The following is a 26,449-nucleotide window of genomic DNA, read 5'->3' as shown; positions in this document are numbered from 1 at the left end:
AAAGTTCAAACGGGCCGACCGCGGCCCATCTGGAAGGGATTGGTTGATGCGCGCGTCTTATCTGTTCACGAGTGAATCGGTTTCTGAGGGTCATCCGGACAAGGTTTGCGACCGGATTTCGGACGAGATCGTCGATCTGTTTTTCCGTGAAGGCCCGAAGGCCGGAATCGATCCGTGGGCCATTCGCGCCGCGTGCGAAACGCTGGCCACCACCAACAAGGTCGTGATCGCCGGCGAGACGCGCGGTCCGTCGACCGTCACCAACGACCACATCGAAGCGACCGTGCGCGCCGCGATCAAGGACATCGGTTACGAGCAGGACGGCTTCCACTGGAAGAACTGCGACATCGAGATCCTGCTGCATCCGCAGTCGGCCGACATCGCGCAGGGCGTCGACGCGCTGCAGCCCGGCACCAACAAGGAAGAAGGCGCGGGCGACCAGGGCATCATGTTCGGTTACGCCACCAACGAAACGCCGGAACTGATGCCGGCGCCGATCCACTACGCGCACAAGATCCTGCGCCTGATCTCGGAAGCCCGTCACTCGGGCGTCGAGAAGGTGCTCGGCCCGGACTCCAAGAGCCAGGTCACCGTGCAGTATGAAAACGGCAAGCCGGTCGGCGTCCGCGAGATCGTCGTGTCGCATCAGCATCTCGTCGAGGACATGACCTCGAACCAGGTGCGCGAGCGCGTCGAGCCGTATGTGCGCAAGGCGCTGCCGGAAGGCTGGATCAACGGCAAGACCATCTGGCACATCAATCCCACCGGCAAGTTCTTCATCGGCGGTCCGGACGGCGACGCAGGCCTCACCGGCCGCAAGATCATCGTCGACACCTACGGCGGGGCTGCTCCGCACGGCGGCGGCGCGTTCTCCGGCAAGGACTCCACCAAGGTCGATCGCTCGGCGGCTTATGCCGCGCGCTATGTCGCCAAGAACGTCGTCGCGGCCGGTCTCGCCGACCGCTGCACGCTGCAGCTCGCTTACGCCATCGGCGTCGCGCGCCCGCTGTCGATCTACATCGACACCCACGGCACCGGCAAAGTCTCGGACGACAAGATCGAGAAGGCCGTCGCGGAATCGATGGACCTGACGCCGCGCGGCATCCGCAAGCATCTCGATCTCAACAAGCCGATCTACGCCCGCACGTCCGCCTACGGTCACTTCGGCCGCGCGCCGGACGCCGACGGCGGCTTCTCGTGGGAAAAGACCGACCTCGCCGACGCACTCAAGCGCGCGGTGTAAGTCCTTTACCTCTCCCCGCAAGCGGGGAGAGGTCGTCGCATTTTTGCGGCGGGTGAGGGGCGACCCTCGCAGTTAAACATGATCATCGAGGCCGACGTACTGTCCGCCCCTCACCCCAACCCTCTCCCCGCATGAGCGGGGCGAGGGCGAAGAGCAGGAAAAACCACATGAGCACCGCCACCGCGAAAGCCCCCGCAGGCTTCAACGACTACATCGTCGCAGACATCGGCCTCGCCGATTTCGGCCGCAAGGAACTCTCGCTGGCCGAGACCGAAATGCCCGGCCTGATGGCGACGCGCGAGGAATACGGCCCGAAGCAGCCTTTGAAGGGCGCGCGCATCGCAGGCTCCCTGCACATGACGATTCAGACCGGCGTGCTGATCGAGACGCTGAAGGCACTCGGCGCCGACATCCGCTGGGTTTCGTGCAACATCTATTCGACGCAGGATCACGCCGCCGCCGCCATCGCGGCCGCCGGCATTCCGGTGTTCGCCATCAAGGGCGAGACGCTGAAGGATTACTGGGACTACACCGCCAAGCTGTTCGACTGGCACGGCGGCGGCCATCCGAACATGATCCTCGATGACGGCGGCGACGCCACCATGTACGTCCATCACGGCCTGCGCGCCGAGCAGGGCGACACCGCGTTTCTCGACAAGCCGGGCTCCGAGGAAGAGGAAGTGTTCTTCGCGCTGCTCAAGAAGCAGCTCAAGGAAAAGCCCAAGGGCTACTTCAAGGCGATTGCCGACAGCATCAAGGGCGTTTCGGAAGAAACCACCACGGGCGTGCATCGTCTCTATGACATGCAGAAGGCCGGCAAGCTGTTGTGGCCTGCCATCAACGTCAACGACTCGGTGACCAAGTCGAAATTCGACAACCTTTATGGCTGCCGTGAATCGCTGGTCGACGGCATCCGCCGCGGCACCGACGTCATGATGTCGGGCAAGGTCGCGATGGTCGCGGGCTTCGGCGACGTCGGCAAGGGTTCGGCGGCCTCGCTGCGCCAGGCCGGCTGCCGCGTGATGGTCTCCGAAATCGATCCGATCTGCGCATTGCAGGCGGCGATGGAAGGCTATCAGGTCGTGACCATGGAAGACGCGGCCCCGCAGGCCGACATCTTCGTCACCGCGACCGGCAACAAGGACATCATCACGATCGAGCACATGCGCGCGATGAAGGATCGCGCCATCGTTTGCAACATCGGCCACTTCGACAACGAGATCCAGATTGCTTCGCTGAAGAACCTGAAGTGGGACAACATCAAGCCGCAGGTGGATGAGATCACCTTCCCGGACGGCCACCGCATCATCATGCTGTCGGAAGGCCGCCTCGTGAACCTCGGCAACGCGATGGGTCATCCGTCGTTCGTGATGTCGGCGTCGTTCACCAACCAGACGCTGGCGCAGATCGAACTCTGGGCGAACAACAAGGATGGCAAGTACAAGAAGGAAGTGTACGTGCTGCCGAAGTCGCTGGACGAGAAGGTCGCGCGGCTTCACCTCGCCAAGATCGGCGTCAAGCTCACCGAACTGCGCAAGGACCAGGCCGACTACATCGGCGTGAAGCAGGAAGGCCCGTTCAAGAGCGATCACTACCGCTATTGAGCGCTACACGGGTCGCTCACGATGCTCGCGCCCGGAACGATAATCTAAATAAAAGCCCCGGAGCGATCCGGGGCTTTTTTGCTACTTGCTGGGCGCTGCGGGCGCCGTAATGGTCACGCTGGGCTTGGAAGCTCCGCCGCCCTTCATGCCGCCCTGCAGAAAAAAGAAACCAATGCCGACAACGATCGCAGCCCCCACGATCACGCCCAGCAAACCAATTCCACCACTTCCACCGTCAGCCATCGAATCCTCCTCCTAAAGAAAAGGCAACGGTCACGAAGCTGTTATGTTCCCGTTGCCGCGACCGGCGTTTGCGTATCGCGGCGCGCGAATCCCGATAAGATGGCCGCAGGCTCGGGTCTTTTCGCTGATACGAGGCTGCTCGTGACCGCTGATTCAAACGCCTACCCAACGACAATCGCGCTGCTCGGTGTGCCGATCGAGGTCGGCGCGTCGCAGAAGGGCGCGCTGATGGGACCGGCGGCGCTGCGCACCGCGGGACTTGCGCCGCTGCTGGAGAGTCTCGGCTTCACGGTCGAGGACCACGGCGACCTGCTGCGCCGCGAACTCAAATTCATCGACGGCGCGGAGCCCGCGAACACCAAGCACTACCGCGAAATCCAGGGCTGGATTCGCGCGACCAGCGAACGCGCCTACGCGATGGCGAAGTCCGGTGCGATCCCCGTTTTTCTCGGCGGCGATCATTCGCTGTCGATGGGCTCGGTCAACGGCGTGTCGCGCCACTGGCGCGAGCAGGAGCGCGAATTGTTCGTGCTGTGGCTCGACGCCCACGCCGATTACAACACGCCGGCGACGACGATCACCGGCAACATGCACGGCATGTCGGGCGCGTTCCTGTGCGGCGAGCGCGGCCTCGACGAATTGCTCGCGGGCGATCCGCGTGCGCCGATCCCGTCAGGGCAGTTGAACCTGTTCGGCCTGCGCTCGGTGGACAAGCTGGAGCGCGAATTGCTCGCGCGGCGTGACGTCTGGATCGCGGACATGCGCAGGATCGACGAATTCGGCGTCGCGGTGCTGATGCGCGAGGTGATCGAGCGGGTGAGGGCGCAGGACGGCGTGCTGCATGTCTCGCTCGACGTGGATTTTCTCGATCCGGTGACGGCGCCCGGCGTCGGCACCACGGTGCCGGGCGGCGCGACCTATCGCGAGGCGCATCTGGTGATGGAGATGCTTCAGGATTCAGGGCTGGTGCGCTCGCTCGATCTGGTCGAGCTCAATCCGTTTCTGGATAACAAGGGCCTGACCGCGCGCACGGTGGTGGAGCTTGTCGGGAGTTTGTTCGGTCAGCAGACGACGGACCGGCCGACACCGACCAATGCGGTGGTGTAGAGGGGGAAGCTATTAAATCGGTGTTGCTGATAGTTGCCTGCTGGCCATAATACTCGCTCACCTGAAACCCGTACCTATAGCAACGAAAACAAACACAACTGCAATCAGCACCAAATAGACCTTGAGCATGCTGACGGCAGCGTTCTTCGCTTCTGGTCCACAAAATCCGAACAGAGCTAGAAGAATGAGGATTGGCGCGATAAGAAAAACGATAATCCAGCGCGTCTTTGTCATGGGGCGACATTACCCTTAGGGATTTAGGCGTCCAACTACGCAGTTGGGAATAGTTACCTATCTTGACTCAACTAGGTTGACAAATTCGAATTTTGGGTTTATATTCCTATTCATCCCGTCCCACAGAGGGGCGGCTCGCGATCGTCACGATACGCGGGGCGGGATGCGGTGGACGCGGCAGCGTCAGGCGCGGATGAGGCAGCAGGGCGGATTCCCCGCAAAGGGTCCGTGAGTTGCCGATGAAGCGCTGACGACGACGTTGCCCGGACGGCCCAAGTCGTGTGGTCCTGAAGCCCGTACGTTGGCAAAAGTTGCCCCGGAGAGCCCCGCCCAACCGGGCAGGGAAACATCCTCAGTCGCAACGACGGTGACAAAACAACTCGATCGATCACCGGGGAGAGCACGAAGCAAGCCGTAACCCATTGCGTGCGGAACGCCGGATGTTTTCGGCGTGTTCGTGGTGACTACGCTCGTGTGCTTTTCTACTTTGCACGCGAGGCTGCGGATGCGTTGAGCATCCGGCGTTCCGCACGCCCTCTCTTTGAAGGGCGACGAAACGTTATTCACACCTCGGGCGCGAAAGCGCGTCGCGAGATAGCGAAGCTGTATCCGGATGAAGCTCGATATCTGGAAATTGTCGTGCGTGAGGTGGCTGTCTGAAAATTGAATCGGGAAGACGTGATGCGCGTCGCGCACCACCTTCGATGTCGTCCCCGCGAAAGCGGGGACAATGTGAAGAGAGATCGTTAACGACCTCCGCCGCGCGGTTGCGCCTTCGGCTGAACACAATTGATCCCTTGCTATCGGCCCGCAACCTGCTAGACACCCCGTATTCGATTTGCGGCCAGCTTTTGTTAAAGCGCCCTTTGGACCTTTTGGGTCCCCTCCGGCTCCTTACCCTAAGACATCGCTAGATTGGATTATGCTCCGCGCGACGTCGTGCGGAATTGCGCATGTACGCGCCTAAAGGAATTGTTTGTTATGACGACTGGTACTGTGAAGTGGTTCAACGGCCAAAAAGGCTTCGGTTTCATTCAGCCCGACGATAGCGGCACCGATGTGTTCGTTCACATCAGCGCTGTCGAGCGTGCTGGCCTGACCGGCCTCGCCGAAGGACAGAAGGTTTCGTACGAAGCCAAGGTTGACAAGATGCGCGGCAAGACCAGCGCAGAAAACCTGCAGATTCTTTGAGACGTGATCCCGGCGGTCTAGCGGCTGCCGGACAGATCGTGTCGCGATAAGAAAAAGAGCCAGGCGCTGTGTTGCCGCGGATGTACCGGTCATAGCAGCCAGCTTTTCGCTCGTTTCACGGATGTAATGAAACGGACGTCACCAAGCCCCGTCAGCAATGATGGGGCTTTTTGCTGCCCTGCTTTGCAAAATCGAGTTGCCATTTTGTGTCCCTTGCCGGTTAATTCGGTCAGGGAGACTGAAATGCTCGACAAGACCAAACCGGAAAGCAACCACTTCGATGTGCTGATCGTGGGCGCGGGATTGTCCGGCATCGGCGCGGGCTATCACCTGCAAAAGAATTGCCCGGGAAAGAGCTACGCCATTCTCGAGGGCCGCGACGCCATCGGCGGCACCTGGGATCTGTTTCGCTATCCCGGCATCCGCTCCGACAGCGACATGTACACGCTGGGCTATTCGTTCAGGCCGTGGACCGAGGCCAAGGCCATCGCGGACGGGCCGCGCATTCTCAACTATGTGCGCGAGACCGCGAACGACAACGGCATCGACCGCAAGATCCGTTTCAATCACCACGTCAAAAGCGCGTCATGGTCCTCGCAGGATGCGCGCTGGACGGTGGAGGTGGAGCGGGGGGCTGCGAAGGAGAGCGTGCGCTTCACCTGCGGCTTCCTGTTCATGTGCAGCGGCTACTACTCTTACGAAGGCGGCTACCTGCCGGAGTTTCCCGGCGCGGATCAATTCGCCGGCCGTATCGTGCATCCGCAGAAATGGACTGAAGACATCGACTACGCCGGCAAGCGCGTGGTGGTGATCGGCTCCGGCGCCACCGCCGTCACGCTGGTGCCGGAAATGGCGAAGACCGCGGCGCATGTCACCATGCTGCAGCGCTCGCCGACCTATGTGGTGGCGCGGCCTGCGGAGGATGCGCTGGCCAACAAGCTGCGCGAACGGCTTCCTGCGAAGCTCGCCTATCATCTGATCCGATGGCGCAATGTGCTGTTCGGCATGTATTTCTTCCAGCTCTGCCGCCGCAGGCCGGAACGCGCCAAGCAGATGATCCTCGGCGGCGTGCGTCATGCGCTCGGGCCGGACTACGACATCGCCACGCATTTCACGCCGCGTTACAATCCGTGGCAGCAGCGGCTGTGCCTCGTGCCGGACGGCGACCTGTTCAAGTCGATCAAGGACGGCCGCGCCTCTGTGGTGACCGACACCATCGATACGTTCACCGAAAAGGGAATCCGCCTCAAGGATGGCCGCGAACTTGAAGCCGATCTGATCGTGACGGCGACCGGGCTGAACTTGCAGGTGCTCGGCGGGATGCAGGTCAGCGTCGATGGCCGCAAAGTCGATTTCGCGCGGACGCTGAACTACAAGGGCATGATGTATTCGGACGTGCCGAATCTCGCGTCGTCGTTCGGCTACACCAATGCCTCGTGGACGCTGAAATGCGATCTCACCTGCGAATACGTCTGCCGCCTCATCAACTACATGGACAAGCGCGGCTATAAACAGTGCACGCCGCGCAATGTCGATCCGGGCGTGACCGAGGAGAACTGGCTCGATTTTACGTCGGGCTATGTGCAGCGCTCGGTGGCAAAGATGCCCAAGCAAGGCTCGAAGCGGCCGTGGAAGTTGTACCAGAACTATGCGCTCGACATCGTCACCTTGCGGCTCGGCAAGGTGGACGACGGCGTGATGGTCTACGAGTGACGCTGCGATAAGGAATCCCCGATGAAGTCTCTTCCGTTCGTGCTTGGGCTGATGCTGCTTGCGTCGCCGCTTCATGCAGACATGCAGGCGGCCGGCAGCAAGGTCGTCGTCAAGCCGGTGTTGTCTTCGACGGTGACATCGAGCGGCCAGCCCATCGTGCTGCCGCAGAAGGACGCGCAGGTCATCGTCTCGACCTACGAGATTCCGCCCGGCGCGGTGCTGCCGAAGCACAAGCATCCGTTTCCACGTTATGGCTATGTGCAGGCGGGAACGATCGAGGTGACCAACATCGACACCGGCAAGACCGAGACCTTCAAGACCGGCGATTTCATTCTCGAGGCCGTCGACCAATGGCACTTCGGCGCGAACAAAGGGAAGGTGCCGGTGAAACTGCTGGTCATCGACATGGTCGAGAAGGGCCAGGGCAATACGGTGTTGCAGAGGTAAGCCCGCTCACATGTGACGGCGGAGGAACGCGCCCGCACTGGCCAGCGCGCGCCGGCCGGGTTCGAGATGCGCGTTCCACAGCGGCCAGGCGTGGATCATCTCCGGCCACACCTCCAGCGTGACATCGACGTCGGCGGCTCCGAGCGCCGCCGCAAAGTGCGTGGCGTCGTCGAGCAGCGTCTCGTGCGAGCCGACCTGAACCAGTGTCGGCGGAAAGCCGCGCAGATCGGAAAACAGCGGCGAGATGCGCGGGTCGTTGCGCGCAATTCCCGAAGGCACGAACGCGTCGGCGAGCTCGCCGAGATAGCCCTTGTGGATGATCGGATCGACCGCATCTTTCGTCATCAGCGAACTGCCGGACATGGTGAGGTCGGTCCACGGCGAGGCCAGCCACGCGCAAGCCGGATGCTCGCCTTGCGCGCGTAGTTCGTTGATCAGCACGGCGGTGAGGTTGCCGCCGGCACTGTCGCCGCCGACGGCGATCTGCGACGGCAGGTAGGCCTGCTGGTGCAGGAAGCGCCACGCCGTCATGGCGTCTTCGTATGCGGCGGGAAACGGATGCTCCGGCGCAAGGCGGTAGCCGACTGCCAGCGTGCGGATTTTCGCCGCGCGTCCTGCCTCGGTGACCATGCGGCGATGGCTGAGGATCGAGCCCGAGCAATAGCCGCCGCCGTGGAAAAACATCAACACCCGCGACGTATCGCTGCCGGGCGCGAGCGACCATTCGGCCTCAACGCCGCCGAGATCGGCACGTGTAAGGGTGATATCCTCTGCGACTGGCCAGACCGAGCCGATCTCGTCGAGGCGCTCGCGCCGTGCGGTCCAGCCGACAGGGCGGGCTTTCGATGTCAGCAACGCGCGGATGGCATCGATTTCCGGGTTGGACATTGGATATGTTCACTCCGCTTTGGCCGTCTCTATTGAAGCATCTGTGAAACCATAAAATCCAGCCCTCCGCAGGCATTGCCTTCTGGCTTCGGAAATCCCATTCTCCCGGCCCGATTTCCAAAAACAAGAAACCAAAGATAAAGCGACATGACCTCATCCTCCCGCGACCGCCTCGAGCAAGCCCTTCTCAAGATTGCCGATCCTGCCGGGGAAGGCGCACGCGCCTGCCTCACGGTCTATGCCGACGCGGCCCGCAAAGCCGCCGATGCCGCCGACGCCCGCAAGAAATCCGGCAGCTCGCTCGGTCCGCTCGATGGCGCGATCCTCACCATCAAGGACCTGTTCGACGTCAAGGGCGAAGTCACCCGCGCGGGATCGAAAGTGCTGGCTTCGCGCGGCAAGCCTGCGACATCGGATGCCGCCATCGTGACGCGGCTGCGTGAGGCGGGTGCGGTGATCGCCGCGAAAACCAACATGACCGAGTTCGCCTATTCGGGCCTCGGCGCAAATCCTCACTTCGGCACGCCGGGCAATCCTGCGGATCGCAAACGTGTTCCGGGCGGCTCATCCTCCGGTGCGGCCGTCGCGGCGGGTGACGGCATGTGCGAGATCGCCATCGGCACCGATACCGGCGGCTCGACGCGCATTCCCGCGGCGTTCTGCGGCGTGGTTGGCTACAAGCCGACCGTGAAGCGGGTGACGCGCGAGGGCGCTTTTCCGCTGTCGTACTCGCTGGATTCCATCGGTCCCGTCGCGCGCAGCGTCGCGGACTGCGCCAATGCCGATGCCGTGCTGGCGGGAGAAATCCCGTCACCGCCCAAGCCGCCCGCGCTCAAGGATGTGCGCGCAGGTTTTGTGCAGGGTTATCCCATCGAAGGATTGGACGAGACTGTCGGCAAGGCCTATCCGCAGGTTTTGACGAAGCTCGCCGCGCACTGGAAATCGGGCGCGGACATTACGCTCGCTGCGCTGGACGTCATGCACGCGATCAACAACCGGGGCGGCGTCGCGCCGCCGGAAGCCTATTCGGTTCATCGCACCTTGCTTGCCGAGGCGGGCGAGGGTGTCGATCCGAACGTGCGGATGCGTCTGCTGCGCTCGGAGAACGTCAACGCGGCCGATTACATCCAGAATTTGCGCGATCGTGAAAAAGGCATCGCGCAAATGGATGCCGTATTCGATGAGGTTGATGTGCTGGTGATGCCGACGGTGCAGATCGTCGCGCCGACCATCGACGAGGTCTCCACGACGGATAATTTTACCAGGCGAAATGTTCAGGCGCTGATGAACACCTCGATCTGGAATTTTTTCGACACTTGCGCGATCTCGCTGCCGATCAGGCTCGGCAACGCGCTGCCTTGCGGGTTGATGCTGGTCGGCCGCCACGGCGACGACCGCAAGCTGCTCGCCATCGCTGCCGCTGTGGAGCGGCAGTTGGAGGCGTGATTCTGAAAGGCGGTCGGCTTAGCCGATCGCCGCCTTCAGCGTACCGATGCCGTCGATGCCGCATTCGATCTTGTCGCCGGGCTGGAGCGCTGCGACGCCGGCCGGCGTGCCGGTCAGGATGATGTCGCCCGCACCGAGCGAGACCTGCAATGAGAGCTTGCCGATGATCTCGGCGACGTTCCAGATCATCTCGGACAGATCGCCCTTCTGTTTCTCGACGCCGTTGACCGAAAGCCAGATCCTGCCCTGAACCGGGTGGCCGATCTCGGCGGCGGGGCGCAACGCGCCGCACGGCGCGGAGAAGTCGAACGACTTGCCGATTTCCCAGGGCTGTTCCTTCTTGCGTGACGCCATCTGCAGGTCGCGGCGGGTGAGGTCGATGCCGACGCCGTAACCGTAGACGTGGTCCAGCGCCTTGGCCGGGTCGATGTTGGCGCCGCCGCTTTTCAGCGCGACAACCAGTTCGACCTCGTGCTGGAAATCCTTGGTCAGCGATGGATAAGGCACCGTCGCGCCGTCGGCCGCGATCATGTCGGCGTGCTTGGCGAAGAAGAACGGCGGCTGGCGCTCGTCGTTGCCCATCTCGCGGATGTGCTCGAGATAGTTTCGTCCCACGCACCAGATGCGGCGCACCGGAAAGGATTTCGATTCACCGGCGACCGGAATGGAAGGCTGCGGATGTGCGGGAATGACGAAGGGTGCGCTGGCGCTCATGACAGAATCCGGGGTCTGGAAGGAAACACGGGGCGGGAAAGCGATCTCGGGAAAAACGATCTTACGCGCTGGCGGCGATGGGGGCCAGCGGGTTGGCATCACGATGCTGCAAACGGAAGAACGACGCGTAGCGTCCGCCGCGCCGCAGCAGATCGTCGTGGCGTCCGGTTTCGACGATGACGCCGTTCTCGACCACCAGAATCTGGTCGGAATGCATGATGGTGTGCAGACGGTGCGCGATCACGATCGTGGTGCGATTCTGGCAGAGGTGTTCGATGGCTTCCTGCACCTGCTTCTCGGACTCGGAGTCCAGCGCGGCAGTGGCCTCGTCCAGCAGGATGATCGGCGCGTCCTTCACCAGCGCGCGGGCAATCGCGATGCGCTGGCGCTGGCCCCCGGACAGTTGCGTGCCGTGTTCGCCGACCGGCGTGTCGTAACCGAGCGGGAAGCTCATGATGAAGTCATGGGCGCAGGCGGCTTTCGCAGCGTCCACGATCTCGGCTTCCGTAGCGCCGATCCTGCCGAAGGCGATGTTCTCGCGGATGGTGTCGCGGAACAGGTAGACGTCCTGCCCGACATAGGCGGTCTGCTGGCGCAGCGAGCGCCGCGACACATCGGAAATGATCTGGCCGTCGATCACGATGGCGCCGAACTTCGCTTCGTAAAGCCGCAGCAGCAGCGCCAGCACCGTGGATTTTCCGCCCCCGGATGGGCCCACCAGAGCTGTGATCTTGCCGGGTTCGGCGACAAAGCTCATGCGGTTCAGAACGGTTTCATCGCCCCGATAGGCAAATGTCACGTCGCGGAATTCGACCTTGGCGTCGGTCAGTTTCAGCGCGGGCTTGTCGCTGTCGTCGGGTTCGCTGGCGGGACTATCGACGATTTCGAGCAGCTTGCGCGCGCCGATCAGGTAGCTGTTCAACTCGATGTTGAGGCGCGCGAGGCGCTTGGCCGGCTCATAGGCCAGCAGGAACGCCGTGATGAACGAGAAGAACTGGCCCGGCGTCGCGCCGGTCGCGATCACACGATAGCCGCCGTACATCAGGCAGCCGGCGATGGCGATGCCGCCGAGGGTTTCCATCAGCGGGCTGGACCGGCTCTGGACGCGCGCCATCTTGTTGGCGTTGGCCTCGACCACGCCGATGCTCTTGTCGATCCGCGCCTGCATGGTGTCTTCAAGCGTGAAGGCCTTGACGGTGCGGATGCCTTGCAGGGATTCCTGCATGGTCTCGAGAATGTCAGCGGTGCCGGTGAACTGGTCGTGCGCGAGATGCTTGATCCGGCGCACCAGCTTGCGGATGAAGAACAGCGCAGGCGGCGCGATCAGCAATCCGAACAGCGACATGTACGGGTCCTGAATCACCATCACCGCGGCGAGCCCGAGCAGCGACAGGAAATCGCGGCCGACCGCGCTGACGAGAAGGCTGAGCACCTGCGTGACGGACTGCGCGCCCGCGGTCAGGCGCGCCAAGAACTCGGAAGAGTGACGTTCGGAATAGAAGCCGACATTCTCCCGCATCAGTTTGGCGAACAGCCGCCGCTGGTTGTTGGCGAGAATCGCGTTGCTGATCCTGGACAGGATGACCGTATGACCGTAGGTCGCCGCACCCTTGGCCGTGAACAGAACGATAATCACCAGCGACAGCATGACGATGCCGTGAACGCTGCGGTTGACATAGGTCTGGTTGATGACCTCGCCGAGCAGCCACGCCGAGGCTGCCGTCGCTCCGGCGGATACCGCCATCAGCGTGAACGCGACCGCATAGCGCCGCCAGTGCTGGAGGCCTTGCTCGGTGATCAGGCGGCGGATAAGGGCCGCCGCCCCATAGGGATCGTCAGTGATTTTTCGTGGAAGCTCGGTCATCCGCGTTCCATTGACGGCAAGGCGCAACGGCGCTCCGTCAGGGTTTCTGCGATGTCCGTCTCTTGCCCGCTATGGACCGGATTTTCAAGTGAAATCAGGGCTTTTTGGTCAATTCTACACTATGCTGAAACCGCCTCCCGGCCGTCCCGGAGCCGGTCCGCCAGCAGCTTTTCTTCCCATGCCAGCGCGTGGCGGGCGATGGTGTCGAGGTCGTCGTATTGCGGCGTCCAGTTCAGCGTGGCGCGCATCCGTGCCGTATCCGCGATCATGGTCATGATGTCGCCGGGCCGGCGATCGGCGTACTGGACCGCGAAATTGCGGCCCGATGCGCGGCGCACCGCTTCGATGGTTTCGAGCACCGAATAGCCGCGGCCGTAACCGCAATTCAGGGTCGCCGAAGGGCCACCTTGTTCGAGATATGTGAGAGCGGCGCAATGCGCCTGCGCCAGATCGGTGACGTGAATGAAATCGCGAACACAGCTTCCATCGACGGTCGGATAATCCGTCCCGAACACGTCGATTTTGGCGCGCTGGCCCGTCGCGGCCTCGACGGCGATTTTCAGGAGATGCGTTGCGCCGACGGTGGCGAGACCGATCCGGGCCTGCGGATCGGCGCCGGCGACATTGAAGTAGCGCAGCACGACGTAGTGCATGCCGTGTGCGCCGGCGACGTCGTGCAGCATGATCTCGGTCATCAGCTTCGAGGAGCCGTAGGGCGACAGCGGACGCGTCGGCGCCTCCTCGGCGACGGGCGTGTGATCCGGATTGCCGTAGACCGCCGCGGTCGATGAAAAGATGAAGCGGCTGATGTTGCACTTGACGGCGGCGTTCAGGAGATTGCGCGTCGTCATGGTGTTGTTGCGATAGTAACCCAGCGGATCGCGCAGCGAATCCGGCACGACCACCGAGCCCGCGAAATGGATGATCGAGCTGACGTTGTGCGCGGCGATCACACCCTCGACAAGGTTTTCGTCCGAGACATCGCCGATGAACAGCGGCACGCCTTCCGGCAGGAACTGCGAGAAGCCGGTGGAGAGATTGTCGACGACCACGACGCTCTCGCCGGCGTCCACCAGTGCGCGGACGGTATGGCTGCCGATATAACCTGCGCCCCCGGTGACCAGTACTGTCATGGCATTCAACCTTGCATCGTTTCTGCGCGATCAAGTCCGCCGCGCCAGTTGCGCGGAATGTGCCGCGAAACTGTTGCCGGAAGCTTGCAGATCAACGATGGAAATGGGGTATAAAGCCGGGCTTTTTCGGCGAATCCCTTCGCTTTTCCCGCTGGAAACCGCTTTATGGTTTCCAAAACGTAACGCGCATTCAAGAGTTTCAGGCTGACCCCGCCGATGCACGGTATTCTGTTCATCAAGACATCATCGCTCGGCGATGTGGTGCATCACATGCCCGCCGTCACCGATGCGCACCGGCAGTGGCCGGATGCGCGGCTGACTTGGGTTGTTGAAGAGGCATTCGCGCCGCTGGCGCGGCTTCACCCGGCTATCGACGAGGTAATTCCCGTTTCGACACGGCGCTGGCGCTCGCGGTTGTTGCAGCCCGCAACGTGGAATGAGATTTCGGCGTTCAAGGCGCGCTTGCGATCGGTCAATGCGGAGAAGGTCATCGACACGCAGGGTCTGATCCGTTCCGCGTTGATTGCAAAAGCGGCGAATGGCGAGCGTCACGGCTACGATGCATCGAGCATCCGCGAGCCGCTTGCGTCGCGGTTCTACGACGTCACGCACACAGTCGCGCGGGCTCAGCACGCCGTTGCGCGCAACCGGCTGCTGACTGGATTGAGTCTCGGTTACTCGCCTGACGCGACAATCGACTATGGACTGGTCAAGCCGGCGGCGGATGGCGGCGCGCCATATGCGGTGCTGTTGCACGGAACGTCGCGCGCCGCGAAGGAATGGCGCGAGGTGGACTGGATCGGCACCGGCAAATGGCTGCGCGGGCAGGGCCTCGATGTGGTGTTGCCGTGGGGATCGGAAGCGGAGCGCCTGCGCTGTGTACGGCTCGCCGCCGCGATTCCTGGCAGCCGCATTCTCGAACGTCAGCCGCTCGACGCGACGGGACAAGTGATCGCGAATGCCGCGCTGGTCATCGGCGTGGACACCGGACTGCTGCATCTTGCAGCGGCCTACAGCGTGCCGCTGATCGCGGTATTCCTCGCGACCGATCCCGGTCTGACCGGCCCCGTCGGTAACGGTTCGATCACGGTTGTCGGCGGGAAGGGCTTCTATCCCTCGTTCGAGCGCGTCATCGAAGCGGCGAAGACGATGTCATTTACGTAATAGCAATGGCACGCGTGACTTGCGGTAACAAACACGTTGGGCCGCGGCAGGCATTCACCCCTTCATCAACGATCCTCAGATATATCGTCGTTGGTAACACTCACGAAAATTGGGTTCGTTCTGCCAAATTGAGGGTTTATTTCGATCCGGAAAGCTCCCGGAAAACTCGCTTCTTTCGCGACGTCGCCCGGCGCACGTATCTATCCACCTTTTGCAATTCTGTCAGCGCCTCCAGGATCGATCCCTCAGCGTATCGTTTTTCAAACGAGTCATGAAGATCAGCGATCGCCTTTGTTCGTACCGAGCGCGCACGCATCAATGCAGCAGCGGCTGCGCTAGCGGCTATGGCGGCCATTGCTGAACGATCATCCCGTTCCGCAACGAGAGCCCGGGTCAAGCGATCACCTGCCTGATCGATATCGAGGTCGCGTGTGCTATTCGAAGCCAATCCATGTTTGATGGCGTTACGTGCGGCCCGTGCCTTTCCACCCGCGCTTCGCGGTCCCGTGCTTTTTAAGGCATTTTTCCGATTTGCCGCGATTTGCCGTTCAGAAGCCATGCGCGCCTTCTAACTATTCGGCAGCCTCGCTGAATTCGCCGTCGATAATCTTCGGTAAATCTTCAAAACGTCTCGCCATCGCAGCATCATGGCGCGAGATCTCGCGAAGAGTCGCCATGCGGCGGGTTTCGAGATCGGTGATGCTCCGATCAATTTGCGTAAGTGGCACGATGCAGCGCAAATAGGCCTTCGCAAGAACCGAGTTGCGATCATACCCCCGGAGGGCAAGTCGCTCATCAATCTTTCCGCCAAACTCGGGATTGCTCGCCCATTTACGAGCCTCGTTCTTTGCATCGATGATAACGTAGAGATGTGCAGCAACTACGTTTTCGGCATCGTAGGTCGACTTGAGCAGTTCCTCCACCACCTGCACTTGGGCCTCGACCAAAATGCCTGAGCGAATGCGCCGAAAGCGACGGCCTTCCCAGATTTGATATGCGATGTCGCTGCACCACGACCAACCGACAATGTCATGAGTGCCTGTCGCGTTTGCGATGGAGAGAAGCAACGAATGAAACTCTTCAGGGCTTTCGCCCCGTACGAGATTTGGCTCGCCCAAAAGAGCGGCTATTTCCTTTGGGATTTTTCCCAGCGGTGATTTCGCAATCGACTGTGGCACCGAATCATTCCGAGCAGAAGCGTCGAATCAAGCTTCGGGTAGGGCGCGCTTTCCAAGTTGAAAAAACAAGAATCATTTTAGACGATCAACAAGATTCTGGTGTGAGTTTCTGAGCCTTTGTCAAAGGACACCACATTGCCGCCGCTATTTCCCTACGAGCTTTTTACCGTTCTGATTCTGTGGGGAGGTTCGCTTGGAAATCATGGATATGGCGCACGTGGTCAACGTATTTGACATGTACACCGGTCTCTTTAAGACGGCTCGCGACAGGGCGGCTGATTGCCTTGTGGAGGAATCTGACGATGCTGAATTGAAGCAGCGTAAGATCAAGCTGCAGGCCGCGTTGCGGAAAGCGATCAAAGAATCTCAAGTATTTTCTATCGTAATCCGTGAAGAGCTGATCGCTCGGCTTGATTACTATCTGCATTACGTGAAAGAGCATACGGCTATTGTGCGAGCGACCACACGTTATGCCCAAGCGCTGCAAGAGGCTCGTGAATTAGCCACGAAGTTTTGCCCTTCAACGAGTGCTTAGTCCCAAGGTGCCTACACCAAGCTGATCAGCCTTACTTGTGGAAACCAGCGCTGGCTTATTAACTACAATCCCGGGTGCTTCGCTTCAGCGCTCATTTGCTCTGAGTGTTTGCGCGACCTTCGCCAGAGGCTAGCGGCGACTTGAAGCGGATCGATTTTCCAATTTTTCCACCACATCTCCTCCCGACCGGTCTGATGATTTTCCCGATGATGCGCGCGGCAAAGTGGCACGGTAAATTCGTCGCTGGTTTTGCGGCCCATTGCGCGTAGCTGTGCGAACCGTAAATGATGAGCGTCGGCCGGGGCGCGATCACATATCAGGCATGGCTGAGAGGCCACGAAACGTAAGTGATCTTTGTCTCTGAGGCGCCGCGGCTCGGCCAGGGCGAGCGCGCTTTTATCAATCTTCCGGTCGCCTAACTCCTGACTTACGACCTTGCGATGCGTACCTGCTCGCTTTGATTTGGGGGAATTTTTCTTCGGAGGTAACTCCGCTTCTTGAGCTGCGTTGAATGCAAGCTCCACGGGCTGAGTGACAGGCGGGACGTCGACCAAACTTATAGGCAAACCATCTTCCGGGCTCAACGCAGCCAACTGACGGGCAAAGGCTTCTTCGATAACCTTTGCATCGGGTGCTGGCAGCGTATTTTTGACCTTGAGTAAAGCCGGAGCCTTTTCTCTTAAATCGTCCAGAGTTACGCAAGCTTCGATATCCGAAAGCAACGTGACCCCGTCATCCAACAGCGGTTGAACGTTCGTGATAGCAGCTTTCATGACACTTGATTGGGCAGAAGCATTGTTGCGTGTCGTCGTCCGTTCACGGGCCCCCGCGCGTGCCTCGTCGCGCGGCAGATCCGGAGCATCCAGATCATCCTCCCCCGCGATACCAACCAGCGTGAAAAGTGCGTAGCGGCGAGCGTAGGTGAGTGCTGCCCCCATTCGGCGCGGTGCGGATGCGTCCGACAGCGCGCAGACCGGCCAATCCGAGGATATCCACTCTCCGGACGTATGCATCAGGATCGTGGTCAGGTTGACCACACCGTTGACCCGATCAATGTCTGTGGTCTGCGCAATCGCAATTTGCTGTCCGCCCAACGTCTTGCGAACAAGGTCAAGGCCGCTGGCCAGCGGCGCATAGCGGAAGGTCTGAGGGTTGTCGTCCCGGTTGTTGTGATGAATGGTCCCGGTCATCGATTTTTCAGGATTGGACAATTCCGTTTGGGCTTTGGCCAAGGCAGTCGCGATGGCGGCAACGCTCTCACTGCACCGGTGCATGAGCGGCCTCCATTTCGACCAAATCAAAACTGACGGCGCCGGATTTGGAGCGCTTGGCGCGGATGCCATGACCCATGGCTTCCTTGGCATCCTCCGGCATTAGGATCTTAAGCTCCCCTTTGGCGCGTTCATGCTCGAGATGAGCGCCACGAGTTTCCAGATACAACGACGCGAACTCCGCCCACGAATTCGAGGCGTTCATATCGACAACCCTGACCGCTTCAATCCGCGGCTTCGGTGGCTCGCAGTCGAACAGGGCCGGCGCATCCCCTGTTTTCACTGCTCGCCAGAAGGCCTTCTCTGCAGCGATCAGGACGGTTTGGTAGATAGGATCGGCCTCGATGGACAGTTCCACCCATTTGCCGCCGCCGTTGATGATGGACAGCACCGATTTCTTCGTGTCCGCGACCAGCATATTGTGCTGAAGCTGAGCCATGTGCTTCTCGGCTGCGGCCACCTCTGAGAATGACCATGGCAGCATAAACTTGGCCTCAAATACCGCGCCCGTGGTCTCGACCAAGCCGTCAAGGGTAGCGGCCATCCAGGGAAAGACGCGATGAATGGCGCGGTGCTGGACGGCGACAATCCGCTGCCCAGATTGGCGTTCGAACCAACGCCTGTTGAGATCCTCCGTCACCAGACCCAGTTGAACGATCAATTCGCCCGAGAGGTCGAGTCCGCCCACCTCACCCCGCTTTTCCTTCCAGAGGCGGAGGAGCGCTTTTTCATCCTTGCCCATAATAATGCGAGCGTCGGACCCTCCGATGAAGTGCCGTCTATCGAGATGTGTTTGTTTTTCTGTAGAAATCGCCATTGGCTATTCTCCAACGAATGTTTCAGGGTAAATCTGCGTTCGCCTGAGCGAGTATATCTATCAACATTTTATGTTGAACCATGCGATCTATCATATGTCAATTAAAATTTTACACGCCATCACTCCGGGCCAGTGCCGGGCAGCACGGGCCATGCTCGACATCACGCAGCCTGCCCTCGCTGAATTGGCGGGGCTTGGGCTGTCTACAATTGTGGATTTTGAGAAAGCCCGGCGCGACGTGTCGCGAGACGCTGTCCATGCACTTCAAACGGCTTTGGAAAAGGCAGGGATTCAGTTCATTGCACGTAATGGCGCTGGACCCGGCGTGCGGCTGCGCAAATAAAAATCGGATTTCTGGAAGGCGTTAAAAGATCGGCGCATCGGGTCGGCGATCTTTCGAGTCTGGTTCGATTCTGTTGGCCCGGGTGGCGGCTGTGGACCGCATCCAAAGAAGACTACGTGGCCCTTGTGTCTCCGAAACAAGCCCGGGACGAAGCGCGGACCATCGGTGGGCGTGCTTTTGGGAGGTTACAACGCGCTTGGTGTTAGTTTCCAAGTTGCCTGTCGCCCGATCCATTTAGCTTCCGGCGCTGGCGTTCCAAAGTATCTATCGAGGAATCAGAAGGCTTTGCTCGCAGAAATTTTGCCGCGATGGCGCGATCCAATTCCGAGGCCCTTAGCCGCTTCGATCTTAGGGCGGAGGGTAATCCCGATATCTTGCTCTCATCGTGGTTGCGATGAACTTTAATAGATGATCCTGTTCTTCGTCGTCCCTCTCCGGAGGCTGGTGATCAGGTCCGACCGCCCCCACCAAAGAACGAAATCCGTCCGCCCAACCCAACAATTTCACCATCATCAAGGTATCCAGCCTGCTGTTCTGAGCCCAGCCTTCAAACAGGTCCGCGAGATTAACAAGATCGTCGGTGGAAAGGCGCACAAGTGTCGCCACAGGCGGGATGGAGCATACGGATCTCACAAGCTCAGCTTCGGCTTCACTGATGGTTCGGTTAAGAATTGGACTATTTCTTTCCTTAAGCGCCCTGACAATGTCATTGGGAAGGTGCCGGTGCCTGCGGTTACGTTCACATTCAGCTTCCAGGACGCCGGATTTCTGGATGTAATGCAGAAGCTCGCAGCACGTCTGTCTCTCTTCACTCGTGGCGGCCAGTCTGTATTTCTTAGCCGTCATGGCGAACTGGCTTGCACACAATAGAACGTAGTGATCTGGAGTGGCTGTTATCTTGGGCATAGTCGCTCGGAATCCAACTTTTAGAAGGCGTCGCGGCTTATCCGGTCCGTGTGCATATTGCCTTGCGTTTGGAGGATTAGCTCTAAGGTGTAGCCTTCACCTTCCGCGAAACTGAAGAGCTGACGGAGCTTGCTAACAGTCGTAGATTTTCCAAACAGGTCACGATCGCCGCACCATGATTTTCCGGTCGCGTATTTCAATACGAAAGACCCTTGCGGAACACTTGCTCGTAAAGTGGTCCCACCTTCAAAATAGAACGTCATAACCGGCATGCGTGTGGTTGCATCTTCCAGCTTCACAAAATAGTTCAAGCCGGGGCGCGTCTTTATGGTTAGCGGTGCAACGCCGGCCGCCTGCGAATATCGGGCATACAGGCCGGAACGAGGTTGCGGATAAACTTCGCAAAGGTCTTTGTCGGCTTCTCGCTGTTGAGCGGTTTGAAAGCGTGTCCACAGGTCCGACAGATCAAAAGCTGGGAGCGGTCTCCAGATAGATAAGAGGGTTAGCACCGAGATGACCGCCCCCAGATAGCGACCTCGGTACGAGTATCGAGTAACCTTGGTTATAATCGGTTCCGGAAGCGCCGCGCGGCAGCTCCCGCACCAAGGGCGTCGCTTAAAGGTAAATGATACCCTGTTTTTCATCCCGCATGAGTTACAGGTGACCAGTTTCATACCGGCGCTCAAAATTTCAATGACGGCATGGGCTGCGCTCTAGAAACAATGTGTGGCGCTATCACCGTCGCCCAAATCCATTGTCCTGCAATGAATCTCGTTGGAAGGACGACTTTGGCTCGATCTGCGAGGCGAGGTTTCGACAGGGGTGCCGTATTGCGATAGATCCGGAAGCCTCCGTTGTGCTTCGTCGGCTACCTCTGCTTCGCGATCTCTGGCTCTCCGACGCGCAATGTCCTCAAGGGACCACTGCATCAGTTGATCTATAGCGGTTTCCGGATTTACCCGTTGGGCATGCGAAGGCGTTTGGGCCGCAGAGATAGCCAGCAGCGTGATCGAAGCTAAAACCAGTCTCATAATTTACCCGCAGCAAAAATGAGCAGACCTCAGGCAGGGTCGCCAGCGACGATTATAGTCACGAATGTAACTTAAAAGCGGTCGCCTTAAAAGCGGCAATCCGCAGAAATCGGAGTGTGAAAAAGACTCACAAAGGGCCGCTTAGGGATGTTCTGGCGCGAAACATGCGTCGGCTTCGTGCCGTTCGGAAATTGAGTCAGGAAGCTCTGGCTTTCGAGTGCGGGATAAACCGAACCTATTTGAGCGGCGTCGAGCGGTCAGAGCGGAACGTCTCGATAGATAATATTGCTCGCATCGCACGTGGTCTGAAAGTTAAGCCGAGCGAGCTTTTGCACGAGTGATGCACCGCTCGCGCTAAGATTGGGGAACAGTATCGATTGCTCTGAAGCGCCAGTATTCGGAGGCCGAGAATGTATCGATCAGCAAAGATCGCCGCTGCTTTTCTTGCCATAATTAGTTCGTTGATCTCAGGGACCGCACCAGCGACGGCACGTGGCGGCGGGCAGGAATCGCGACAGGTATTGGGATTAGTATTCGCAGCCTTATACGCAGCCGCCATCAGACTATCCGCGCAAGAAATAGCGGCATCGAGGGCGGTCGCGCTTTAGCGCGCCATGCTGACGCCCACATCGATCGACCTGCCGACGCGAACGCAGATGTCCCGAGCCCGGCATCCGCACAAACCCGGCGCCGAATTCCGTGCAGGTGTCGCGGCGCGGGGCTGCGCGATGGGCTTCGGTTTCTGAGTTTCTTTTGATGCCGCTTGCTGTGGTTGGCGTCTGCCTGTAATTCTCGGAAATGCTTGGTTTAATACTGCGCCCTTCTTCTGTTGTAGTTCAGTCTGTCTCGCTTGTCGCGTCGGTGGCCTACGCGGCTGTTATGCGGCGAAGGACAGAGAAAGAACTAGTGTGGGGGGTCGTCCCCATCATAAACGTAAAATATTGGTCGCGCGCGTTTGCGAAGGTCGGGATTCGCTCCAAATCTTTGGTCACCCACCGATTTTCGAATTCTAACGTCAGTGACTTCGACGTCTATTTTTCCGATCTAGTGCCAGCGTTCTTCAAGCGGACTTGGTGGCTAAGTGAGTGGGTGACACCCTATTTCGCGAACGCCTATTTATTATCGCATGCAAGCGTTTTTCACGGATACTTTAACGGCGGTCCTCTCGGCGCGACCATGTTCGCGAGCATTGAACCTTGGCTTTTCAAATTATTCGGGGTCAAGACGGTAATCACCCCTTACGGCGGCGATGCTTGGATTTACTCAGAGGTGGCAGATCCACGATTCCGGGACGCCTTACAGGAGGAATATCCTCAAACCGCGCGTCAGCAGAGGAAGATCATTCGGCAAGTCGACCGTTGGAACAAATTTGCGGACGCCGTGATTACAGGTCCAGTGCCAGACGTGGCGCGGAATGATTGCCCTAGCGTCTCTCCACTGACCATCGATACTTCGCTGTGGCCGATGTCTGAACGATATTCGATGAACGACGGGACGAACGGCCCTGTTCGGATTATCCATACCCCTAACCATCGAAAATTCAAGGGTACCCAATTCCTTCTTGACGCAGTTGAGAGACTGAAGGCCAAGGGCCTGAAGATCGATCTCGATCTTGTCGAGAAAGTTTCGAACCTAGAAGTCGCTAATAGGATGCATCAGGCAGACATTCTGGTAGAGCAATTGGTTTTTCGCGGGTACGCCCTTTCCGCAATGGAGGGAATGGCGACGGGTGTTGCTGTCATTGCAAACCTTTCAGATAATCCAACGATTAAACACCTTCGAGAATGTTCTTATCTCAATGAGTGCCCCATATTTTCCGCCACGCCGGAGACGATCGACACTGTCCTTGAGCAGTTGGTGACAGATCCCTCTCTTCGAGAAAGGAACGGCAGGGCGGGACGCGCCTATGTGGAGAAGTATCATTCAGACGAAGCGACAAGGTTTCTCTTTGGCGCTGTTCACGACAAAATTTTGCAACGCCGCGAAGTTGCTTTACGGACCCTGTTTCGTCCAAATCCCTCACCCGAGACTTAGATCATATCGCCTTCATCTTCGCCCTTGTCCGGGCGCCACATTTTGATGCAGACCTTCTCGCCTTCGTGAAAAAAATAAGCTGGGAAACGATCGGGGTCAGATGACCTTATTTTGTTGAATAGTTCGGAGAGTGATTTTGAGGGGTCTATCTCGGAGTGTTCAGGTTTACGGTTTGGAAATTCTGGACCAGCCAAGTCTGGCTGCGGTCGAGCAATTGACCGGCCGTGCTTTTGGAATATCGCTAGGGCGTCCACAACCGCTGATGGTTCTATTTCGAGAACCTTTCGCGTGATGCTTCTATAGGTATCGAAAGGGGACACGGGTATCGCCCTCTGCAAGATGATGTCGCCGGTATCGACTCCCTCATCGATCAGATGGATGGTAACGCCGGCTTCCTGTTCGCCGGCCTCGATTAGCCACGGCGACGTGCCCATCCCTCGAAACTTCGGGAGCAGGGTCCCGTGCACGTTAAGAAAAGCGTCGGCCGATTTAAATACGGCTGGTGGAAGGACGTAGCAAAAGCCGACAGATAAGCAGAGCTTGCCGCGTAATTCGGGGGCAATGCTCTCTAGGTCGGCCTTCCTCCTGATCACCTTAATCGGTATGTTCCGGGCGGTTGCCATCTCAATGGTCGGGATGACGCGCGGGAATATTTTTGGAGAGTTGACATACAGGCATGAAATTGTGTGCCCGTGAGTGAGAATGCGATCTAAAACGCGCTCCCTTGGTCCGCCAGCGAAGTACAGAATATCCATGGTCATCCTGGGATTGCGCATCGAGGAAAGACGAGAGCTGAATTGGCTATGATACCACACTCAAAGCCTCTGATAAGCCAGCAGGACATCGAAGCGGTCTCCCGTCAGTTAATGTCGGGAATGTTGGCTAACGGTGCCGTTACGGAGGATTTTGAGGAGCGGCTGCTAGCTTGGACCGGCGGCTCTGCGGCGTTGGCGACAATGAGTGGGACGTCTGCTGAAGTAGCCTGTCTTGTCGCGCTTGGTGTTGGAGCGGGGGACGAGGTGATCCTTCCAACTTACGTGTGCGAGAGCGTGGCGTTTGCGGTTCAGTCCATCGGGGCCGTTCCTGTTCTTTGCGATTCTGGTCCGTCATGGAACGCAGACCGAAATTCCATTAAGTCAAAGATCACAACGCGCACCAAGGCCGCCATTGTAGTCAACATCTTTGGCATAGAAGCTGATGTCGGCGATCTCGGAATCCCAATGATCGAGGATCACTGCCAGAGCTTTGGTATATCAAGACTGAAATCAGATGCTGGCTTCTATTCGTTTCACGCTACGAAATGCTTGACAACAGGCGAAGGCGGGGCGGCGGTATTCCGTGACAAGTCGTTGGTGAGATCGTTGAGGGTGGCGACGCCGGCAATGTCCGACCTACAGGCGTCTCTTGGAATCTCTCAGTTAGAAAATTATGCCGCGATGATGGAGGCGCGCAAAAAGATTGCGGCGCGATATCTAAAAGAGATGCCATCTTCGACGACAGCGGGCGTCAGAAGTCAAAAATCCATGTACTTTCGATTCCCGCTTTTGATGATCGGTGAGTTCGAAAAGATCCAATCGGAATATGCCGAGCAAGGAGTGTCTGTACGGCGAGGCGTCGATGCGCTCTTGCATCGCAAGTTTGGGAGGCGGGACGACGACTACCCTAACGCGGTGAAAATGTTTAATTCGACCGTCTCAGTTCCGATTTATCCCGCTCTCAACGACGAGGAAATGACCCAGGTTATCCGAGCGACCCGATCGCTCACTTTACAGGGCGGGTCAGACCAGCGGTAATTAACCGGATTGGGTCTCGCTCTCCTTCTCGATGGAATGTCGCTGCATGTCTGTCGACATGCGAACATACTGCGCGGCTTTGTTCTCATAGAGCAGCATTGCTGGATCTGAACAAAAATAAATAAAGGCATTGAGAGGTGATCCGGAAGATTGACGCTTATCTGAATCAACATCGCGACGGGGACAGCTGTCCCCGTTTGTCTATTGGGTGACACTGGAAAGTGCTTGGGTGTGGTCCGTTTATTATCGGCGCCTTAGATTAGGCCGACAAAGATTTTGACAGGGGATGGGTAGGGAAGGCCGATTTTGTGCGTGGGAAACAACAACTGTACAATCTGATAATTAAATCAATTGGCAGAAGGGGTGTCTGCGCGTAGCTGTTTCCCCAAGATCTCTTCGACAAATCCCGAGATGTCGTTCCCGGAAAACAGATAGCCCCTGATCCCCGCCGCCAGGCCCGCGTCGAGATCGCGCTGCTTGTCGCCGATGACTAAACTGCGCTCCCTGTCGACCGGCCAGTGCTTCATGAGGTCGAGGATCATCCCCGGCTGCGGCTTGCGCCAGTCGCATTCGCGTGTGTACGCCGGAACCGTTCCATCGGGATGATGTGGGCAGTACCGGAAATCGTCGATGCGTGCGCCGTCGCGCGCCAGTTCGCTGCGCATCCACTCATGGAGCGAGCGGACGTCATCCTCGGAGAAAAAGCCGCGCGCAACGCCCGACTGGTTCGTGAAGACGAAAACGAAGTAGCCTGCATCATTCAGTCTTTTGATTGCGGGGGCGATGCCCGGCATCCACCGGAGTCTGTCACGGGTGCCGACATAGGCATCGTCCAGATTGATGACGCCATCGCGGTCGAGAAACGCCGCGGGCTTTTTGTCGCCGGTCATTTTGCCTTCGTCGCGCCGATTAGCGTTTGCTCGACCTCGTCGCAGATCGCGTGCAGCGCCATCATGTGAATTTGCTGGATCACCGGTGTATCGTCGCTCGGCGCGATGAAGAGATGATCGCAGGAGGCGCGCAGGCTTTCGCCCTTTGTGCCGGTGAAGCCGACCGTTGTAACGCCAAGATCGCGCGCCGTTCGAAGTGCTGCGAGAATATTCGGTGACCGACCGGAGGTGGTCAGCGCAAACAACACATCGCCGCGACGGGCGAGGCCTTGCACCTGCCGCGCGAAGATCTGCTCGAAGCCGTAATCGTTGGCGATCGCGGTCAGCGCAGAGGTGTCTGTTGTCAGCGCGATCGCCGCCCAGCCGGGACGCTCCTGCTTGTAGCGGCCGACGATTTCGGCGGCGATGTGCTGGGCGTCGGCGGCGCTGCCGCCATTGCCGATCAGCAACAGCTTGTGTCCGCCCTTCAGGGTATCGGCGACCGTGCGCGCAATCGTATGCGTCGTCGCAAGCAATTCACTGCTCTGCGCGGCCTTGGTCAGCCCGTTAAGAGAGCTTTGAAAATGTGCTGCGATCCGATCCTGGCTCACATGTCACCGTGTTCGTTCAAGTTGCACGTCAGTGGTAGTCACGGCGCGATACCGGCGCAAGAGCGGCCAG

Annotated in this window: 29 protein-coding genes; 13 read left to right on the top strand and 16 right to left on the bottom strand. The window is 59.1% G+C overall.

Going from position 1 to position 26,449, the window contains the following annotated elements; all coding sequences use genetic code 11:
• Positions 1–46 precede the first annotated feature (46 nt).
• Both metK and ahcY read left to right on the top strand, forming a co-directional pair.
• Positions 47–1,243: a methionine adenosyltransferase gene (metK, locus tag AC1RKJ_RS06910; protein WP_492790329.1), complete on the top strand. Its 1,197-nt coding sequence runs from the start codon at positions 47–49 to the stop codon at positions 1,241–1,243.
• Positions 1,244–1,410: 167 nt separating this feature from the next.
• The gene (ahcY, locus tag AC1RKJ_RS06905; protein WP_492790328.1) at positions 1,411–2,847 is read left to right on the top strand and encodes an adenosylhomocysteinase; all 1,437 of its coding nucleotides are present in this window, start codon (positions 1,411–1,413) and stop codon (positions 2,845–2,847) included.
• A gap of 81 nt (positions 2,848–2,928) precedes the next feature.
• Here the strand turns inward: ahcY and AC1RKJ_RS06900 are convergent, their stop codons facing one another.
• Positions 2,929–3,090, bottom strand: coding sequence for a hypothetical protein (locus AC1RKJ_RS06900; RefSeq protein WP_492790327.1), 162 nt, complete (start codon positions 3,088–3,090; stop codon positions 2,929–2,931).
• A gap of 141 nt (positions 3,091–3,231) precedes the next feature.
• Between AC1RKJ_RS06900 and rocF the strand changes: the two genes are divergently transcribed.
• Positions 3,232–4,197 (top strand): arginase, encoded by a 966-nt coding sequence (rocF, locus tag AC1RKJ_RS06895; protein ID WP_492790326.1) that lies wholly within the window; start codon positions 3,232–3,234, stop codon positions 4,195–4,197.
• Positions 4,198–4,254: 57 nt separating this feature from the next.
• On the opposite strand, the gene AC1RKJ_RS06890 is transcribed toward rocF, so the two are convergent.
• Positions 4,255–4,431, bottom strand: a complete 177-nt coding sequence (locus AC1RKJ_RS06890; protein ID WP_492790325.1) for a hypothetical protein — start codon at positions 4,429–4,431, stop codon at positions 4,255–4,257.
• Between the two features lie 183 nt (positions 4,432–4,614).
• Positions 4,615–5,130, bottom strand: coding sequence for a hypothetical protein (locus AC1RKJ_RS06885; RefSeq protein WP_492790324.1), 516 nt, complete (start codon positions 5,128–5,130; stop codon positions 4,615–4,617).
• 282 nt (positions 5,131–5,412) lie between these two features.
• Between AC1RKJ_RS06885 and AC1RKJ_RS06880 the strand changes: the two genes are divergently transcribed.
• The 3 genes from AC1RKJ_RS06880 (at position 5,413) to AC1RKJ_RS06870 (ending at position 7,782) form a co-directional block, all read left to right on the top strand.
• Positions 5,413–5,622, top strand: a complete 210-nt coding sequence (locus AC1RKJ_RS06880; RefSeq protein WP_426527188.1) for a cold-shock protein — start codon at positions 5,413–5,415, stop codon at positions 5,620–5,622.
• A gap of 243 nt (positions 5,623–5,865) precedes the next feature.
• The gene (locus AC1RKJ_RS06875; RefSeq protein WP_492790323.1) at positions 5,866–7,335 is read left to right on the top strand and encodes a flavin-containing monooxygenase; all 1,470 of its coding nucleotides are present in this window, start codon (positions 5,866–5,868) and stop codon (positions 7,333–7,335) included.
• 21 nt (positions 7,336–7,356) lie between these two features.
• The gene (locus AC1RKJ_RS06870) at positions 7,357–7,782 is read left to right on the top strand and encodes a cupin domain-containing protein (RefSeq protein WP_492790322.1); all 426 of its coding nucleotides are present in this window, start codon (positions 7,357–7,359) and stop codon (positions 7,780–7,782) included.
• Positions 7,783–7,788: 6 nt separating this feature from the next.
• Here AC1RKJ_RS06870 and AC1RKJ_RS06865 read toward each other — a convergent pair whose 3' ends face one another.
• Positions 7,789–8,670, bottom strand: a complete 882-nt coding sequence (locus tag AC1RKJ_RS06865; RefSeq protein WP_492790321.1) for an alpha/beta hydrolase — start codon at positions 8,668–8,670, stop codon at positions 7,789–7,791.
• A 147-nt stretch (positions 8,671–8,817) separates the two neighbouring features.
• On the opposite strand from AC1RKJ_RS06865, the gene AC1RKJ_RS06860 reads away from it, so the two are divergent.
• A complete protein-coding gene (locus AC1RKJ_RS06860; RefSeq protein ID WP_492790320.1) occupies positions 8,818–10,116 on the top strand; it encodes an amidase in 1,299 nt (432 codons plus the stop codon).
• Between the two features lie 18 nt (positions 10,117–10,134).
• Here AC1RKJ_RS06860 and AC1RKJ_RS06855 read toward each other — a convergent pair whose 3' ends face one another.
• From AC1RKJ_RS06855 to galE, 3 genes are all read right to left on the bottom strand, one after another.
• Entirely contained in the window at positions 10,135–10,830 is a 696-nt protein-coding gene (locus AC1RKJ_RS06855) for a fumarylacetoacetate hydrolase family protein (RefSeq protein WP_492790319.1), read from the bottom strand.
• A gap of 61 nt (positions 10,831–10,891) precedes the next feature.
• Positions 10,892–12,694 (bottom strand): ABC transporter ATP-binding protein, encoded by a 1,803-nt coding sequence (locus AC1RKJ_RS06850; protein WP_492790318.1) that lies wholly within the window; start codon positions 12,692–12,694, stop codon positions 10,892–10,894.
• Positions 12,695–12,813: 119 nt separating this feature from the next.
• The gene (gene galE, locus AC1RKJ_RS06845; RefSeq protein WP_492790317.1) at positions 12,814–13,827 is read right to left on the bottom strand and encodes a UDP-glucose 4-epimerase GalE; all 1,014 of its coding nucleotides are present in this window, start codon (positions 13,825–13,827) and stop codon (positions 12,814–12,816) included.
• 216 nt (positions 13,828–14,043) lie between these two features.
• Here galE and waaC point away from each other — a divergent pair, with 216 nt between their 5' ends.
• Positions 14,044–14,991, top strand: a complete 948-nt coding sequence (waaC, locus tag AC1RKJ_RS06840; RefSeq protein WP_492790316.1) for a lipopolysaccharide heptosyltransferase I — start codon at positions 14,044–14,046, stop codon at positions 14,989–14,991.
• Between the two features lie 136 nt (positions 14,992–15,127).
• Here the strand turns inward: waaC and AC1RKJ_RS06835 are convergent, their stop codons facing one another.
• Together AC1RKJ_RS06835 and AC1RKJ_RS06830 are read right to left on the bottom strand one after the other, a co-directional pair.
• Positions 15,128–15,550 (bottom strand): hypothetical protein, encoded by a 423-nt coding sequence (locus AC1RKJ_RS06835; protein ID WP_492790315.1) that lies wholly within the window; start codon positions 15,548–15,550, stop codon positions 15,128–15,130.
• A gap of 13 nt (positions 15,551–15,563) precedes the next feature.
• On the bottom strand, positions 15,564–16,169 hold the full coding sequence (locus tag AC1RKJ_RS06830) for a hypothetical protein (protein ID WP_492790314.1): 606 nt from the start codon (positions 16,167–16,169) through the stop codon (positions 15,564–15,566).
• A 193-nt stretch (positions 16,170–16,362) separates the two neighbouring features.
• On the opposite strand from AC1RKJ_RS06830, the gene AC1RKJ_RS06825 reads away from it, so the two are divergent.
• On the top strand, positions 16,363–16,704 hold the full coding sequence (locus AC1RKJ_RS06825; RefSeq protein WP_492790313.1) for a hypothetical protein: 342 nt from the start codon (positions 16,363–16,365) through the stop codon (positions 16,702–16,704).
• Between the two features lie 62 nt (positions 16,705–16,766).
• On the opposite strand, the gene AC1RKJ_RS06820 is transcribed toward AC1RKJ_RS06825, so the two are convergent.
• Together AC1RKJ_RS06820 and AC1RKJ_RS06815 are read right to left on the bottom strand one after the other, a co-directional pair.
• On the bottom strand, positions 16,767–17,936 hold the full coding sequence (locus AC1RKJ_RS06820; RefSeq protein ID WP_492790312.1) for an ERF family protein: 1,170 nt from the start codon (positions 17,934–17,936) through the stop codon (positions 16,767–16,769).
• A gap of 25 nt (positions 17,937–17,961) precedes the next feature.
• Entirely contained in the window at positions 17,962–18,792 is an 831-nt protein-coding gene (locus AC1RKJ_RS06815; RefSeq protein WP_492790311.1) for a YqaJ viral recombinase family protein, read from the bottom strand.
• A 94-nt stretch (positions 18,793–18,886) separates the two neighbouring features.
• Between AC1RKJ_RS06815 and AC1RKJ_RS06810 the strand changes: the two genes are divergently transcribed.
• Positions 18,887–19,135 (top strand): helix-turn-helix transcriptional regulator, encoded by a 249-nt coding sequence (locus tag AC1RKJ_RS06810; protein ID WP_492790310.1) that lies wholly within the window; start codon positions 18,887–18,889, stop codon positions 19,133–19,135.
• 348 nt (positions 19,136–19,483) lie between these two features.
• On the opposite strand, the gene AC1RKJ_RS06805 is transcribed toward AC1RKJ_RS06810, so the two are convergent.
• Together AC1RKJ_RS06805 and AC1RKJ_RS06800 are read right to left on the bottom strand one after the other, a co-directional pair.
• Entirely contained in the window at positions 19,484–20,041 is a 558-nt protein-coding gene (locus AC1RKJ_RS06805; RefSeq protein WP_492790309.1) for a hypothetical protein, read from the bottom strand.
• Positions 20,042–20,061: 20 nt separating this feature from the next.
• Positions 20,062–20,715, bottom strand: coding sequence for a hypothetical protein (locus AC1RKJ_RS06800; protein ID WP_492790308.1), 654 nt, complete (start codon positions 20,713–20,715; stop codon positions 20,062–20,064).
• 521 nt (positions 20,716–21,236) lie between these two features.
• On the opposite strand from AC1RKJ_RS06800, the gene AC1RKJ_RS06795 reads away from it, so the two are divergent.
• A complete protein-coding gene (locus AC1RKJ_RS06795; protein WP_492792665.1) occupies positions 21,237–21,413 on the top strand; it encodes a helix-turn-helix domain-containing protein in 177 nt (58 codons plus the stop codon).
• A gap of 748 nt (positions 21,414–22,161) precedes the next feature.
• Positions 22,162–23,106 (top strand): glycosyltransferase family protein, encoded by a 945-nt coding sequence (locus AC1RKJ_RS06790; RefSeq protein WP_492790307.1) that lies wholly within the window; start codon positions 22,162–22,164, stop codon positions 23,104–23,106.
• Here the strand turns inward: AC1RKJ_RS06790 and AC1RKJ_RS06785 are convergent.
• Positions 23,103–23,861 (bottom strand): methionyl-tRNA formyltransferase, encoded by a 759-nt coding sequence (locus tag AC1RKJ_RS06785; RefSeq protein ID WP_492790306.1) that lies wholly within the window; start codon positions 23,859–23,861, stop codon positions 23,103–23,105. The two genes, AC1RKJ_RS06790 and AC1RKJ_RS06785, sit on opposite strands and share 4 nt — an antisense overlap.
• Before the next feature lie 48 nt (positions 23,862–23,909).
• Here AC1RKJ_RS06785 and AC1RKJ_RS06780 point away from each other — a divergent pair, with 48 nt between their 5' ends.
• On the top strand, positions 23,910–24,899 hold the full coding sequence (locus AC1RKJ_RS06780; RefSeq protein ID WP_492792664.1) for a DegT/DnrJ/EryC1/StrS family aminotransferase: 990 nt from the start codon (positions 23,910–23,912) through the stop codon (positions 24,897–24,899).
• A 347-nt stretch (positions 24,900–25,246) separates the two neighbouring features.
• Here AC1RKJ_RS06780 and AC1RKJ_RS06775 read toward each other — a convergent pair whose 3' ends face one another.
• A complete protein-coding gene (locus AC1RKJ_RS06775) occupies positions 25,247–25,789 on the bottom strand; it encodes a D-glycero-alpha-D-manno-heptose-1,7-bisphosphate 7-phosphatase (protein ID WP_492790305.1) in 543 nt (180 codons plus the stop codon).
• Positions 25,786–26,379 carry a D-sedoheptulose 7-phosphate isomerase gene (locus AC1RKJ_RS06770; RefSeq protein ID WP_492790304.1) on the bottom strand — a complete coding sequence of 198 codons (594 nt, stop codon included), beginning with the start codon at positions 26,377–26,379 and terminating at the stop codon, positions 25,786–25,788. Before AC1RKJ_RS06770 ends, AC1RKJ_RS06775 begins: the two co-directional genes overlap by 4 nt.
• Positions 26,380–26,449: the final 70 nt, after the last annotated feature.

Source organism: Afipia sp. GW822-FHT04G07, from assembly GCF_058800765.1.
Note: the sequence above shows the minus strand (reverse complement) of the source record. Positions and strands in the feature narration are given on the sequence as shown.

What these genes read in the sequence shown, in the direction of transcription:
- galE (WP_492790317.1), bottom strand. Translation starts at nt 13,827, where the DNA reads ATGACAGTACTGGTCACCGGGGGCGCAGGTTATATCGGCAGCCATACC.
- AC1RKJ_RS06780 (WP_492792664.1), top strand. Translation starts at nt 23,910, where the DNA reads ATGATACCACACTCAAAGCCTCTGATAAGCCAGCAGGACATCGAAGCG.
- AC1RKJ_RS06880 (WP_426527188.1), top strand. Translation starts at nt 5,413, where the DNA reads ATGACGACTGGTACTGTGAAGTGGTTCAACGGCCAAAAAGGCTTCGGT.
- AC1RKJ_RS06890 (WP_492790325.1), bottom strand. Translation starts at nt 4,431, where the DNA reads ATGACAAAGACGCGCTGGATTATCGTTTTTCTTATCGCGCCAATCCTC.
- AC1RKJ_RS06870 (WP_492790322.1), top strand. Translation starts at nt 7,357, where the DNA reads ATGAAGTCTCTTCCGTTCGTGCTTGGGCTGATGCTGCTTGCGTCGCCG.
- waaC (WP_492790316.1), top strand. Translation starts at nt 14,044, where the DNA reads ATGCACGGTATTCTGTTCATCAAGACATCATCGCTCGGCGATGTGGTG.
- AC1RKJ_RS06805 (WP_492790309.1), bottom strand. Translation starts at nt 20,041, where the DNA reads ATGCCCAAGATAACAGCCACTCCAGATCACTACGTTCTATTGTGTGCA.
- AC1RKJ_RS06800 (WP_492790308.1), bottom strand. Translation starts at nt 20,715, where the DNA reads ATGAAACTGGTCACCTGTAACTCATGCGGGATGAAAAACAGGGTATCA.
- AC1RKJ_RS06775 (WP_492790305.1), bottom strand. Translation starts at nt 25,789, where the DNA reads ATGACCGGCGACAAAAAGCCCGCGGCGTTTCTCGACCGCGATGGCGTC.
- AC1RKJ_RS06855 (WP_492790319.1), bottom strand. Translation starts at nt 10,830, where the DNA reads ATGAGCGCCAGCGCACCCTTCGTCATTCCCGCACATCCGCAGCCTTCC.
- AC1RKJ_RS06835 (WP_492790315.1), bottom strand. Translation starts at nt 15,550, where the DNA reads ATGGCTTCTGAACGGCAAATCGCGGCAAATCGGAAAAATGCCTTAAAA.
- AC1RKJ_RS06815 (WP_492790311.1), bottom strand. Translation starts at nt 18,792, where the DNA reads ATGGCGATTTCTACAGAAAAACAAACACATCTCGATAGACGGCACTTC.
- AC1RKJ_RS06850 (WP_492790318.1), bottom strand. Translation starts at nt 12,694, where the DNA reads ATGACCGAGCTTCCACGAAAAATCACTGACGATCCCTATGGGGCGGCG.
- AC1RKJ_RS06785 (WP_492790306.1), bottom strand. Translation starts at nt 23,861, where the DNA reads ATGGATATTCTGTACTTCGCTGGCGGACCAAGGGAGCGCGTTTTAGAT.
- AC1RKJ_RS06875 (WP_492790323.1), top strand. Translation starts at nt 5,866, where the DNA reads ATGCTCGACAAGACCAAACCGGAAAGCAACCACTTCGATGTGCTGATC.
- AC1RKJ_RS06795 (WP_492792665.1), top strand. Translation starts at nt 21,237, where the DNA reads ATGCGTCGGCTTCGTGCCGTTCGGAAATTGAGTCAGGAAGCTCTGGCT.
- AC1RKJ_RS06860 (WP_492790320.1), top strand. Translation starts at nt 8,818, where the DNA reads ATGACCTCATCCTCCCGCGACCGCCTCGAGCAAGCCCTTCTCAAGATT.
- AC1RKJ_RS06900 (WP_492790327.1), bottom strand. Translation starts at nt 3,090, where the DNA reads ATGGCTGACGGTGGAAGTGGTGGAATTGGTTTGCTGGGCGTGATCGTG.
- metK (WP_492790329.1), top strand. Translation starts at nt 47, where the DNA reads ATGCGCGCGTCTTATCTGTTCACGAGTGAATCGGTTTCTGAGGGTCAT.
- ahcY (WP_492790328.1), top strand. Translation starts at nt 1,411, where the DNA reads ATGAGCACCGCCACCGCGAAAGCCCCCGCAGGCTTCAACGACTACATC.
- AC1RKJ_RS06865 (WP_492790321.1), bottom strand. Translation starts at nt 8,670, where the DNA reads ATGTCCAACCCGGAAATCGATGCCATCCGCGCGTTGCTGACATCGAAA.
- AC1RKJ_RS06810 (WP_492790310.1), top strand. Translation starts at nt 18,887, where the DNA reads ATGTCAATTAAAATTTTACACGCCATCACTCCGGGCCAGTGCCGGGCA.